Source organism: Pantoea sp. X-Soil-OKNW-556, from assembly GCF_059730695.1.
In genome coordinates, this window is sequence record NZ_AP035990.1 from 2,463,339 (window position 1) to 2,476,320 (window position 12,982).

Sequence of the window (12,982 nt, forward strand, 5' to 3'; positions counted from 1 at the left end):
GTGCCTGCTTGCGCGGGCGAATATTTCGTGACCTTTGCTTAGGAGAAATGCAATGGAGATAACCTCGCTACAAATCATTTTGATATTTATTGTGGCTTGTATCGCCGGGATGGGATCGATTCTTGATGAGTTCCAGTTCCACCGTCCGTTGGTGGCTTGTACTCTGATCGGTGCGGTACTGGGTGATATGAAAACCGGTATCATCATCGGCGGTACACTGGAGATGATCGCGCTGGGCTGGATGAACATTGGTGCTGCTGTGGCACCGGATGCTGCCCTCGCCTCAATCATCTCAACCATCCTGGTTATTGCCGGTGGTCAAAGTGTCGGTGCGGGTATCGCGCTGGCCATTCCACTGGCTGCGGCCGGTCAGGTACTGACCATCATCGTTCGTACTATCACCGTGGCCTTCCAGCACGCAGCCGATAAAGCTGCGGAGAAAGGCAACCTGTCGGCAATTTCGTGGATTCACGTTTCAGCCCTGCTGTTGCAGGCGATGCGTATCGCAATCCCGGCATTGATCGTGGCAATTTCCGTCGGTACCAGCGCGGTTCATAGCTTGCTGAGTTCTATCCCGGAAGTGGTGACCAACGGCCTGAACATCGCCGGTGGCATGATCGTGGTCGTCGGTTACGCAATGGTCATTAACATGATGCGTGCTGGCTACCTGATGCCGTTCTTCTACCTCGGCTTCGTCACTGCTGCATTCACCAACTTCAACCTGGTGGCGCTGGGCGTGATTGGCGTGGTAATGGCGGTACTGTACATCCAGTTGGCTCCGAAATATAACCGTGTTGCGGGCGCTGCGGCTGCCGGTCCTGCGCAAAACGACCTCGACAACGAACTCGATTAAGGAACAGGTGACATCATGGTTGATACTACTCATTCTCAAAAGAAACTCACTCCGGGCGATGTCCGTGGCGTGTTCCTGCGCTCTAACCTGTTCCAGGGTTCGTGGAACTTTGAACGTATGCAGGCGCTGGGCTTCTGCTTCTCGATGGTGCCGGTAATTCGCCGTCTCTATCCGGAAAATAACGATGACCGGAAACAAGCCATCAAACGTCATCTGGAATTCTTCAATACCCATCCGTTCGTTGCAGCGCCAGTGCTCGGCGTGACGATGGCGATGGAAGAACAACGTGCTAACGGTGCAGCGATTGATGATGGTGCCATAAACGGTATCAAAGTCGGTCTGATGGGCCCGCTGGCGGGTGTGGGTGACCCGATTTTCTGGGGTACGGTACGTCCGGTGTTCGCTGCCCTCGGGGCAGGGATCGCCATGAGCGGCAGTCTGCTTGGCCCGCTGCTGTTTTTCCTCCTGTTTAACATTGCGCGTCTGCTGACCCGTTACTACGGCGTGGCCTATGGTTATCGCAAAGGGGTGGATATCGTTAGCGATATGGGCGGCGGCTTCCTGCAAAAACTGACCGAGGGGGCGTCAATTCTCGGCCTGTTTGTCATGGGGGCGTTGGTTAACAAGTGGACGCATGTGAACGTGCCGCTGGTGGTGTCACGCATCACCGACCAGACCGGCAAAACCACCGTTACCACCGTTCAGTCGATTCTCGACCAACTGATGCCGGGCCTGATTCCGCTGCTGTTAACCTTTGGCTGTATGTGGCTGCTGCGCCGCAAGGTCAACGCGCTGTGGATTATCGTTGGCTTCTTTGCGATTGGTATTTTTGGTTACTGGATCGGCTTGCTCGGTCTGTAAAATCTTGCCGGGGACCTTGTGTCCCCGGCAGTTTTACAGGGGTTACCTGAGCGTCAACGCTGAGGTCACTTCTGTTAAGGAATCATCATGTCACTGACTGACGCCCTGATTACGCTGCTTATTGCTGGCCTGCTGCTGTTTGCTATCTACGACGAGGCAATTCTGCCGCGACGTAATGGTCCCACAAAACTGCGTGTTGCGCTGCGCCGTCGCCATAAAATCGACAGCGCCATCTTTATCGTGTTGTTGCTAATTTTATTGTGGAACAACGTCAGCCATCAGGGACCACAACTCACCACCACCCTGCTCATGGTGCTGTGCTTTATGGCGTTCTGGTTGTTCTGGCTGCGTAGCCCGAAATTGCTGATGAAGAATGACGGCCTGTTTTTCGCCGGCGTCTGGATTGATTATCACCGCATTCAAAGCATGAACCTGTCCGAAGATGGCATTCTGGTGATGCAGCTTGAGCAGCGTCGCCTGTTGATTGCGGTAAAACAACTCGACGATTTAGAAAAGATTTACCACACGCTGGTGGACGCGCGTTAGGTGCGTTGCCAGAGCGTCAGCGTAAAGTCAGCTTCACAGTCAAACGCGGTGGCTGCCGCAAGGGTTTGCCACACCTCTTCCCGCGCACGCCAGGCAAATGGCGTCATCTGCAATAAGGTGGTGGCTGCGACACTGCTGAGCGTCATCCTGTAGCGCAGACTCTCCTGCGCCACCTGATTAAAACCCGCATACACCTTCTCTTCCGCCGCATGTAGCTGCACTTCACGGTAGATTAGCGCCTTAAATTGCTCCAGATGATGCGCCCCAGGGGTTACCGTCAGTAAATAACCGCCAGGCTTCACCACACGGCTCAATTCCTCTTCATTACATGGGGCATAGATGCGTACGATGCCATCGAGCGAGGCATTGGCAAACGGCAGCCGCTGGCTGGAGGCAACGCAAAATTTTATCGCGCGGTAGCGTTTCGCCGCCATGCGAATCGCCGCTTTCGCCACATCCAGACCATAGACTTGCGCCTGTGGTAATGCTGCCGCCATCTCGGCGGTGTAATACCCTTCGCCACAGCCGATATCCAGCAACTGCGCAGATACCGCTGGCAGACGTTGAGACAGCCATGCAGCAACGCGATCGCGCAATGGTTGGTAATATCCGACATCGAGGAATTCGCGGCGCGCCAGCAGCATTTCCGGGCTGTCGCCGGGCTGACGCGAGCTTTTGTGTTGAACCGGCAGCAGATTGACATACCCTTCTTTGGCCAAATCAAACTGATGACCGGTATCGCAGCGATAGCTGGCGGTTTGCAGCAGAAGAGGTTGATGACAAAGAGGGCAAATCAAAGACATAGATAACTCCGGGTTAGCAATTCGCGGCGCAGTTTACCCTGGTCATCTGTTTACAGAAAGGATAAAGAAAAGCCCCGGTCAGTGACCGGGGCTTTAGGATTCGTTTCAGTGGTGCATGACACCGAGCCTGGCGACGAAATCAGATAGCAGTGACGTTGACTGCAGCCGGACCTTTCTGGCCGTCCTGGATTTCGAATTCAACATTTTGGCCTTCGGCCAGAGTTTTAAAACCATTGCCCTGGATTGCAGAGAAGTGTACGAACACATCTTTGCTACCGTCAGCAGGAGTGATAAAACCAAAACCTTTAGACTCGTTGAACCACTTAACCTGACCTTTAATTTTTGCCATTTTGCAAATTCCTTAGAGTGTTTATATTGCCCGAAGGCAGACTTACAGAAAAACCAGAGACATTACTGCATGAGGCACTAATTTAAGGTTTCGGCAAGGAAGCGGTATTCAACGTCAACGTCTTTACTCGTAACTTCTTTACTGAAGATGCCATACATAAACAGAACTGTACCTCGTTTGACCCACGAATCGTTATCACATATCCGCAAATTAATGGCAAGCCATTTTTAAACACCTATCGACTTGTCGCACATAATTGCTGGCGAAGGCACAAACTTCACCTGCATTCTTCCTTCTTCGCGTAACCTTGCCTGCACAAAAAAGGATTATTGATCAGTAGCGTTACAGCCAAAAAAATGTTGTAGTCCAGCGGCTGATTTTTGTCCAATCCAACGCTATTTAAACTGATAATCATACGCAAAAAATATTGCACAAATATGGCATAGATAATGAATTTCACCAAAATGTTAACTTCTGGCGCAACATATGCGCATCGCGCGAATCTTGTACAGCTGTTTTTATCAGGTACAGGTTATTAATAGTTTTGCACCAAAATCAGGAAAATATATTCACCCTTGCCCCAAATATACGCATCCATTCTGTTTGGCAGTTATCTCATTTTTTTCTAACATCAAAACAAATAAATGTTAAAAAAACGCACCAACGTCCTCAATTTAACAAAATGCGGTTAGGACAAATCTGAATCAATATTCGGCAGGGTCCGACTCTCACCTATTCTCCACGGTGTGAAGTCATTACTCGTCTCGTTTGCGCTGAGCAACGCCTGAGCAAGAACTGCGGGTGGTTCATCCAGTGATTCGTCTGCCAATTCAAAGACTCCCCAATGAATGGGTATCGTCAATGGACGGCCAATTTGCTGCCATAACTGCACTGCCTGATCCGGGTCCATGTGCTGCCCACGCATGAACCATTTTGGTGCGTAGGCACCGATTGGCAACGCAGCCAGATTAAACGGACCGAGTTGTTGCGCGATGAGATTCAGGTTATCGCTATAACCACTGTCGCCCGCAAACCAGAAGTTGAGTGCTGGATTACGCACCACCCAGCCACACCATAAGGAACGGTTACGATCAAAGAAGGTACGCATACTCCAGTGACGCGCAGGTACTGCGGTAAACTGCGCACTTCCCAGCACAATGCTTTGCCACCAGTCCAGTTCAGTGACATGCCGGACACCGCGCTGCTGACACCACTTCCCCATGCCCAATGGCACCAGAAAATGGGCTGCGGGAAATTGTCGGGCAATGCGTTTCACCGTGGGACGATCCAGATGATCGTAATGATTGTGCGAAATCAGCACATAATCCAGATGTGGCAACTGCGCCACACGTAATGGTGCCGGCGTTTTGCGTTGCGGACCGGCAAAGGGAAACGGAGAGGCGCGTTGTGACAGCGCGGGATCAATCAACAGATAACGCTGATTCAGACGAAGTAATAAGGCAGCATGGCCGAGCCACCAGATACGATCCTCTTCCCCACTCAAATCGACTGGCTGGCACCAGTCGCTGATAAACGCCGGATAACCGGCCTGAGGGGGAAAGGGTAATCCCTGCTCTTTACGTTCACGCTGCCAGCGCTGTAAATCCCCCGGCTGCCTTAACTCTTCTTCCGGGTTACGAAAGCCCTGCGGCGTATGGTGTTGTTTCGCCGCATCGTACCAGGGATTTTGCCAGGCCATTACCACTCCATCTGTCGATTAACGCTCAGGGATCAGACGAATAAAATCGCGTTTTTCGTCCTCTTCCTCTACATCTTTCGGTGCTGTGTCAGACTGTGCATCCGCCAGGCGGCGCAACAGCGCATTTTGCTTTTTCTGTTCTTCTAACAGCGTTTCCAGCAACTGTATCTGCTCGCTGGCACGTACGCTGGCCCGGTTAACAAAGAACCAGGCGATAAAGGCCACAACGATAATGATGACCAGCACAGCGTAACTGAACAACGGGCTGGGATTTGCGGCTAACTCATTCATAACTGCCTCAGATTACTGATTAACGTCAAACTCTCACTTAGCGGGTGATTCTACTCTTTGCGGCAGGAAAAGATAATGGGGACGCACCGAATGCAGATTTTCCTGTGCATCACCTTTCAGTTATCTCTGATCGACCCGGTGAGGCAAGCTGCTACTATAGGGATGGCAGCAGCATCTGGACAGCTGCGTTATGTATCACATGGAGACAAAATGAAACTATTCATCCGGGCGATTATGCTGATCGCCGTTATCTGGCTGGCGATGTTATTCACGGGCTATGGCGTGTTAACCGGCAGCAATAAAAATGCAGCCGGACTCGGCCTGCAATGTAGCTATCTAACCGCGCGAGGCATGATTACCGCGCAATATCTGCATACCGATAGCGGCATTGTTGGCGTAACTGACTGCCCGATACTGAAGAAAAGCGGTGAAGTGATCGATAATTAATTACTGCATAAACGGGCTGGCAACAGCCCGTTTATTGCTGCGTTAAAACGGATATTCGTGATACCCCATTTGCTCTGAGACGGCACGCGCCGCTCGATGCAGCATCGCCACATATTCGTTTTTTCCCTCTTCCGAGAAACGAATAGTGGGGAAAGAGATGCTGAGGCCCGCAATCACTACGCCAAAACGGTCAAATACCGGCACGGCAATGCAACGTAACCCCTCTTCCTGCTCCTCGTTATCTTCGCCGAATCCCTGCACTTTTACCTGATCAAGCACCTTAAGCAAGGCGTCAGCGCTGACGATGGTGTTGGCAGTACTGCGCCGAAACTCCACTTCGCTAAGGATTTCCTGTACTTCGCTACGATCACGCCACGCCAGCAGCACTTTGCCGATTGCGGTGGTATGCAGCGGGTTGCGGCGACCAATACGTGAATACATGCGCAGGTTGTAGAGCGAGTCGATCTTGTGGATATAGACAATGCTGTCTTCTTCCAGCGCCCCAAGATGAATGGTTTCTTTAGTGAGGCGTGACAGTTCGCGCATCTGTACATCCGCGCTGCGGATCAGATCAACGTTCTGTAACGCCTTCGCGCCCAGCTCGAATAACTTGAGCGTCAGCGAATACTTTTCCGTTTCGCCTTCCTGCGCGACATAACCCAGCGACTTCATGGTTTGCAAAAAGCGATAGACGGTGCTTTTAGACATCATCACGCGTTGAGACAGCTCTGTGATGCCGTGGTCGCGCTCTTCACCCAGCGCCTGCAAAATACCAAACACCTTCATCACTGATGAGACGGAGTCAGGTTGTTTATCGTTATCAGCGTTCGCCATCGCGTATCCTTTTTTGAGGTTGTTTCAAAAAAAACGGAACAATAGTGCCAGTATATTCGCTTCAGGCCTTAAGCGGCAATCGATAGCACTAAGCGACACATTCCCTGATACTTTTTGTCACTTCATGCGGTGCTTTCTGCTACAGAATTGATTAGCATGATGATATTCACTTCCTTCACTTATTCTCCCTATGTCCGCAAGCTCACTCCAGGATGGTTTACCGGTTCCACAACGCTATGGCGCAATCATCACCATCGCGCTGGGTATTATGATGGCGGTGCTGGATGGCGCGATTGCCAATGTCGCCCTGCCCACCATTTCGCGTGAATTACACGCCAGCCCGGCGGAATCGGTGTGGATTGTCAACGCCTACCAGATCGCTATCGTTATCTCGTTGCTTTCTTTGTCGTTCCTCGGCGATATGCTGGGTTATCGACGCGTATATCAGGCGGGTCTGGCGCTGTTTATCGCCACGTCGTTGTTCTGCGCACTCTCTTCATCGCTGAACATGCTGACGCTGGCTCGCGTATTACAAGGGTTCGGCGGTGCTGCGTTAATGAGCGTCAACACCGCATTGATACGCATCATTTACCCGCAGCGTTTCCTTGGCCGTGGGATGGCGATCAACTCGCTCATTGTCGCGGTTTCAACGGCTGCCGGGCCGACGGTCGCTGCCGCGATCCTCTCCGTTGCCAGCTGGAAATGGCTGTTTCTGATCAACGTACCGCTTGGGATCATTGCATTGTGGCTGGCGCTGCGTTTTTTGCCTGATAATCCGCAAAAAGCCAAACAGCAGAAATTTGATGTGGTGAGCGCAGTGATGAACGCGCTGTTCTTTGGCCTGTTAATCTCCGCATTGAGCGGTTTTGCTCAGGGACAAAATCACTGGCTGATTCTCGGTGAGCTGATTGCATTGTTGTTGATCGGGGTGGTATTTATTCGTCGTCAGTTGGCGATGCCGGTGCCACTGCTGCCAGTGGATTTACTGCGCATCCCTATTTTCACCCTCTCCATCTGCACGTCGATCTGCTCCTTTTGCGCGCAAATGCTGGCAATGGTGTCGTTACCCTTCTTTCTGCAAAACGTGCTGGGACGCGATGAGGTAGCGACCGGTCTGCTTCTGACCCCTTGGCCGCTGGCGACCATGGTGCTTGCACCGATTGCTGGCCGTCTGATTGGCAAGGTTCATGCGGGCCTGCTGGGCGGGCTGGGGCTGGCGATGTTTGCGGCCGGTCTGTTCCTGCTGGCGTTGCTCCCCGCACAGCCAACGGATGTTGATATCATCTGGCGTATGATGCTGTGTGGTGCCGGTTTTGGTCTGTTCCAGTCACCGAACAACCACACGATTATCTCTTCAGCGCCGCGTAACCGTAGCGGAGGTGCCAGTGGCATGCTGGGCACGGCACGCCTGCTGGGGCAAAGCAGTGGGGCTGCGCTGGTCGCTCTGATGTTTAACCTGTTTAACGTGAGCGGTACTCATGCCTCGTTGATTCTGGCGGGTGCATTTTCCACTGTCGCGGCGGTGGTAAGTATGGCGCGGATGACGCAATCGCGTGAGACGACAGAGTCATAAAATCGTAGCGGTGCGATGATCTGGGGCTTTAACCCCGCGCGATGAATCGCGCCGCTACGTGAAGAGCCTTATTTCAGATAAGCACCGCTGCGCAGCGCTTCAATACGCTTATCCAGCGGCGGGTGTGACATAAACAGCTCGCTCAGCGACTTACCTTTACCGTTAATACAGAACGCCATCATGCTGCTCGGCTCCTGCGGTTCATAGCTGGTTTTTAGGCGCTGTAACGCGGCAATCATTTTCTCACGACCTACCAGTTTCGCTGAACCGGCATCGGCATGGAACTCACGATGACGCGAGAACCACATGGTGATGATGCTGGCAAGAATGCCGAATACCAGTTCCAGCACAGTAGCGACTGCGAAGTAAACCAGCGGGTTACCGTTGCTGCTCTCCTCACCATCACGGTTGCCAGACAGAAAACCCGATGCAACCTGCGCAATGATACGTGAGATAAAGATCACGAAGGTGTTCACGATACCCTGAATCAGCGTCATGGTAACCATGTCGCCATTGGCGATATGGCTGATTTCGTGGGCCAGTACTGCTTCCGCTTCATCGCGGCTCATGTTTTGCAACAGACCGGTAGAGACAGCGACCAACGACGCATCACGGCGCGCGCCCGTCGCAAAGGCGTTGATATCTGGCGCGTGATAAATCGCCACCTGCGGCATGGCAATGCCAGCCTGCTGAGCCTGGCGGCCAACAGTATCCATCAGCCAGCGTTCTGTCTCGTTGCGAGGTTGTTCAATCACTTCACCTCCCACCGAACGCAACGCCATCCATTTCGACATCAGCAGTGAAACAAACGCACCGCCGAAGCCAAACAGACCTGCCATAATCATCAGACCCTGAACACTGCTTGACTGGATTCCTGTCAGACTGAGAATCAGTCCGAAAACCAACATCACCGCCAGGTTGGTGATCAGGAAAAGAGCAATACGCATCATAAACGTTAATCTTCCTCAGTTGTGCACGCGCTTATGCGCGGATATACATCCTAGGGTCATTACGCAGCATTTCAAGCAACCTTAATGTTTAAGTGTCTAAAAAGACATAACTTTACATTCAGTAACGTCATATCCTCCAACCCATAAAACGACACTTAAGTATCCGACACCAGACAAAAAAAAAGCACCGCATTGAGCGGTGCTTATTCTCTGTCCGTACGGTTATTTACTGCCTGCGGGTTGCGGCTGGGATTTTTCCAGCTGCGCCAGATCGTTGGCAATTTTCACCGTTTCATCCAGATAAGGATCCGGCTCTTTGTAATCCTTTGGCAGATCGTCAAGGCTCTTCAGCGGTGCTTTACCTTCAGCCTGATAACGTGCATTGATACGCTCCAGACGCAGTGCATCTTCGTCATGGTTCTCTTTCTCGCGCTGGGCCAGATTGAGTGACACGATATTACGTTTATCTTTGGTCGCGTTAAAGCGCGCAATATCTTTCATGATGTACTGGAACTCGCGATCTTTCGCAATGCGGTCCTCATGTTCTTTGGTCAACTGCGGTACCAGCGCGGTGATATCCCCGGTTTTGGTATAGGTCGCCGCGTTGATGCTGTCCCACGGTAAGGCATTGTCTTCAAACTTCTCACCGGTTTCCGCCGCTTCCACGCCAGTTGGCATCAGCAGATCCGGGGTTACCCCTTTACGCTGAGTGCTGCCGCCGTTGATGCGGTAGAACTTCTGGATGGTGTACTGCACCGAGCCTAATGCAGGCCATTCAGGACGCAGCATCTGATCATAGATACGGTTCAGGGAGCGATACTGTTGAACGGTGCCTTTACCGAAGGTCGGTTCACCGACAATCAGGGCGCGACCATAGTCCTGCATGGCAGCAGCAAAAATCTCAGAAGCCGAAGCACTGAAACGATCGACCAGGACCACTAACGGACCTTTGTAATAAACAATGCCGTCGTTATCGCTGTCTTCACGTACGCGACCATTATTGTCACGTACCTGCACCACCGGGCCACTCGGAATAAACAGGCCGGAAAGCGAGACCGCTTCGGTTAACGCCCCGCCACCGTTGGTGCGCAGGTCGATGACGATGCTATCCACATTCTGCTTTTGCAGTTTTTGCAGTTGCACTTTCACATCATCGGTCAGGCCAACGTAGAAACCGGGGATATCCAACACGCCGACTATCTCGTTACCAACGGTATGCACCGTGCCCTTCACCGCGCGATCTTCCAGGCGGATCTTCTCGCGCGTCAGCGTCACAGTACGGGTTTTGGTACCTTTACCGGCAGGCAGGATCTCAAGGCGAACTTTGCTGCCTTTTGGTCCTTTGATCTTCGCTACGACGTCATCCAGACGCCAGCCGATCACATCTTCCATCGGTTTGCCTGGCTGTCCGACACCGACAATACGATCGCCAACGCTGATCGATTTGCTCTTGGCAGCCGGACCACCCGCGACCATTGAGTTGATCACGGTGTAATCGTCATCCATCTGCAACACCGCGCCAATGCCTTCCAGCGACAGGCTCATTTCGGTGTTGAACTGCTCGGTATTACGCGGCGACAGATAGTTAGTATGCGGGTCGATCTCATGCGCAAACGCAGTCATCGCCAACTGGAACACGTCTTCGCTGTTGCTTTGCGCCAGGCGACGAATGGCAAAGTTATAACGCTTGGTCAGCGTCTCACGAATCTCTTTGTCATCTTTGCCAGCCAGCTTCAGGCTCAGTTCGTCGTATTTAACTTTGGCATCCCAAAGCGCGTTCAGCTCAACGGTGCTTTTCGGCCACGGTGATTTACCACGATCGATGTCGATGGTGTCGTTGCCGGTAAAATTCATCGGGCGATTCAGCACACTCAGCGCGTATTGATAGCGCTCGAAGCGGCGTTTCTGCGCCAGATTGTATAAATCGTAAAACACATCCAGCTTACCGCTGCGCAGCTCATCACCGAGGGTGGTCTTCTTATCAGCAAACTGTGCGATATCAGAAGCCAACAGGACGTTGTGGCTGTAATCGAGCAGATTCAGGTAGCGATCAAAAATTTTCGCTGAAAAATCCTGATTCAGGTCGAACTGACGGTAGTGAGAACGGGTAAAGCGCGATGTAACGCGTTCACTGACGGTGGGATGCTGTGGTTCTTCATGTAACTGGGGAATCTGATCGGCGCGGGTAATGTTGTCTGCGCCAAAACTGGGGCCTGCCAGTAGCAGGCCCGCGATCATACCGATCTTAAAAATATTGTTCATGCCAGGGTCAGCCTCCGTTTCAGAACTGCAAATGTTCTGCGCGCACAATCATTGCCATGCCGGAAGCGAGCTGTACCCGAACGCCATCTTTGGTAATTTCAAGAATGGTTGCGTCCATCGCACTTTTGCCTGCTTTAACTTTAATATTCTGGCCGGGTTGCAAAGTTGAGGTATCAGTGATGGGTTTAGCTCGCGGCGGGCGAGGTGCAGCATTACGTTCAGAAGACGCAGCACGCGGTGCTTGCGAACGCGGTTTACGCGGCGCATCACCTTCTGCCGCTTTACGCGGTGCCGGTTTGCGTGGACGGCGTGGTTCGCCAGTCTCTTCGCCAGCTTCACGCTTCTTCGCTTTTTGCTGTTCGCGCTGTGCCTGTACGCGTGCTTTCGCTTCTTCCAGCTGTTTGCGCGCATGTTCTACGTGTTGCTCATCCAGCACGCCACAGGCGTTGCCGTCGAGATCCACACGGATGGCACCTGCTTTAATGCCGTAAAGGTAACGCCAGCTTGAGGTATAAAGACGCAGAGCCGAACGCAGTTGCGTCTTGCTCAGGCCCATATCGCCCTGAACACGCTCGACCAGATCCTGAAAGATACCGATCTTCAGCGGACGCGCTTCACCTTCGGCGCTAAAGCAGTGCGGAAAACGCTCCGCCAGAAAGGCGATCACTTCTTTACTGCTATTCAACTTAGGTTGATTTTCCATGAAATTTCCTGATTACAACGGGTTTGCCGACCAGAGCAGGCATGAACAGGCGACATTATAATGACAACATCGCCAAATGCTATGTGATCCAGTCGATTAGCTGCGCGTCAGTTGAAGATATTTTTCAATATCGCTGCCCGCCAACACTTCGCAAAGCCCGTCAGTAAGGGCCACCAGCCCCGTTTCATCCTCACTATCGAAGCGAGAATAAACCGTACTGTCGATGTCCAGCACACCGACTAACGTGCCATTCACTTTCAGAGGAATCACGATTTCCGCATTACTGGCGGCGTCACAGGCGATATGTCCAGGGAAAGCGTGCACATCTTCCACGCGCTGCACTTTCTCCTCTGCAATCGCCGTGCCACAAACACCTTTACCGACTGGAATTCGAACGCAGGCAATTTTGCCCTGAAAAGGGCCCAGTACCAGCGTATTCGCTTCAGTCAGCAAATAAAATCCTGCCCAGTTCACGCCTTCCAGGCGTTCAAATAGCAGCGCACTGCAATTGCCCAGCGCAGCGAGGAAAGACGTTTCACCCGCCAGCAGTGCGCGAGCATCGCGATTTAAATCCTCGTAAAAGGCTTTTTTGTTCATTGTTTAACCATAATCAGCTACAGCAGAGCCGCTTTGTCACTTAGTTGTTAAAATAAGCACTAATAATCCAGCCTCACAAGGTGAATCATTGTGTTAGTTACTATACCCTTAGCTTTCTGTGGATCGAACTTGATGCCACGACAGCTGTCTCAGCCAGCTAGCGCTGTATGACATGCCGGTAACAGTAACAAACGATGGGCCACTTGCGTCACCC

Annotated in this window: 15 protein-coding genes; 5 read left to right on the top strand and 10 right to left on the bottom strand. The window is 52.2% G+C overall.

Annotated elements, in window-relative coordinates:
* The first annotated feature begins 52 nt into the window (after positions 1–52).
* The 3 genes from AC6I8T_RS11465 to AC6I8T_RS11475 all read left to right on the top strand — a co-directional run bounded on the left by AC6I8T_RS11465 (position 53) and on the right by AC6I8T_RS11475 (position 2,260).
* Positions 53–853: a PTS mannose/fructose/sorbose transporter subunit IIC gene (locus AC6I8T_RS11465; protein ID WP_021183003.1), complete on the top strand. Its 801-nt coding sequence runs from the start codon at positions 53–55 to the stop codon at positions 851–853.
* Positions 854–868: 15 nt separating this feature from the next.
* Positions 869–1,714: a PTS mannose transporter subunit IID gene (locus AC6I8T_RS11470; RefSeq protein ID WP_021183002.1), complete on the top strand. Its 846-nt coding sequence runs from the start codon at positions 869–871 to the stop codon at positions 1,712–1,714.
* A gap of 87 nt (positions 1,715–1,801) precedes the next feature.
* A complete protein-coding gene (locus tag AC6I8T_RS11475; RefSeq protein ID WP_021183001.1) occupies positions 1,802–2,260 on the top strand; it encodes a DUF986 family protein in 459 nt (152 codons plus the stop codon).
* Here the strand turns inward: AC6I8T_RS11475 and rlmA are convergent.
* The 5 genes from rlmA to AC6I8T_RS11500 form a co-directional block, all read right to left on the bottom strand.
* Entirely contained in the window at positions 2,257–3,063 is an 807-nt protein-coding gene (gene rlmA / locus AC6I8T_RS11480) for a 23S rRNA (guanine(745)-N(1))-methyltransferase (RefSeq protein ID WP_497833829.1), read from the bottom strand. The two genes, AC6I8T_RS11475 and rlmA, sit on opposite strands and share 4 nt — an antisense overlap.
* Before the next feature lie 139 nt (positions 3,064–3,202).
* On the bottom strand, positions 3,203–3,412 hold the full coding sequence (cspE, locus tag AC6I8T_RS11485; RefSeq protein ID WP_001062678.1) for a transcription antiterminator/RNA stability regulator CspE: 210 nt from the start codon (positions 3,410–3,412) through the stop codon (positions 3,203–3,205).
* 77 nt (positions 3,413–3,489) lie between these two features.
* The gene (locus tag AC6I8T_RS11490) at positions 3,490–3,570 is read right to left on the bottom strand and encodes a DUF2627 domain-containing protein (RefSeq protein WP_139810977.1); all 81 of its coding nucleotides are present in this window, start codon (positions 3,568–3,570) and stop codon (positions 3,490–3,492) included.
* A 530-nt stretch (positions 3,571–4,100) separates the two neighbouring features.
* Positions 4,101–5,111, bottom strand: coding sequence for an MBL fold metallo-hydrolase (locus tag AC6I8T_RS11495; RefSeq protein WP_208723562.1), 1,011 nt, complete (start codon positions 5,109–5,111; stop codon positions 4,101–4,103).
* Between the two features lie 18 nt (positions 5,112–5,129).
* The gene (locus AC6I8T_RS11500; protein ID WP_208723563.1) at positions 5,130–5,402 is read right to left on the bottom strand and encodes a YebO family protein; all 273 of its coding nucleotides are present in this window, start codon (positions 5,400–5,402) and stop codon (positions 5,130–5,132) included.
* Positions 5,403–5,612: 210 nt separating this feature from the next.
* Here AC6I8T_RS11500 and AC6I8T_RS11505 point away from each other — a divergent pair, with 210 nt between their 5' ends.
* A complete protein-coding gene (locus AC6I8T_RS11505) occupies positions 5,613–5,849 on the top strand; it encodes a YobH family protein (RefSeq protein WP_021182996.1) in 237 nt (78 codons plus the stop codon).
* Between the two features lie 42 nt (positions 5,850–5,891).
* Here the strand turns inward: AC6I8T_RS11505 and kdgR are convergent, their stop codons facing one another.
* On the bottom strand, positions 5,892–6,683 hold the full coding sequence (kdgR, locus tag AC6I8T_RS11510) for a DNA-binding transcriptional regulator KdgR (protein WP_021182995.1): 792 nt from the start codon (positions 6,681–6,683) through the stop codon (positions 5,892–5,894).
* Positions 6,684–6,873: 190 nt separating this feature from the next.
* On the opposite strand from kdgR, the gene AC6I8T_RS11515 reads away from it, so the two are divergent.
* Positions 6,874–8,256, top strand: a complete 1,383-nt coding sequence (locus AC6I8T_RS11515; protein ID WP_208723564.1) for an MFS transporter — start codon at positions 6,874–6,876, stop codon at positions 8,254–8,256.
* A 68-nt stretch (positions 8,257–8,324) separates the two neighbouring features.
* On the opposite strand, the gene htpX is transcribed toward AC6I8T_RS11515, so the two are convergent.
* The 4 genes from htpX to AC6I8T_RS11535 form a co-directional block, all read right to left on the bottom strand.
* Positions 8,325–9,206 (bottom strand): protease HtpX, encoded by an 882-nt coding sequence (htpX, locus tag AC6I8T_RS11520; RefSeq protein ID WP_021182993.1) that lies wholly within the window; start codon positions 9,204–9,206, stop codon positions 8,325–8,327.
* 222 nt (positions 9,207–9,428) lie between these two features.
* On the bottom strand, positions 9,429–11,468 hold the full coding sequence (gene prc, locus AC6I8T_RS11525; RefSeq protein WP_497833830.1) for a carboxy terminal-processing peptidase: 2,040 nt from the start codon (positions 11,466–11,468) through the stop codon (positions 9,429–9,431).
* Positions 11,469–11,487: 19 nt separating this feature from the next.
* Complete coding sequence (gene proQ, locus AC6I8T_RS11530) at positions 11,488–12,171, bottom strand: RNA chaperone ProQ (protein ID WP_021182991.1); 684 nt, start codon at positions 12,169–12,171, stop codon at positions 11,488–11,490.
* A 96-nt stretch (positions 12,172–12,267) separates the two neighbouring features.
* Positions 12,268–12,768, bottom strand: a complete 501-nt coding sequence (locus tag AC6I8T_RS11535) for a GAF domain-containing protein (RefSeq protein WP_021182990.1) — start codon at positions 12,766–12,768, stop codon at positions 12,268–12,270.
* Positions 12,769–12,982: the final 214 nt, after the last annotated feature.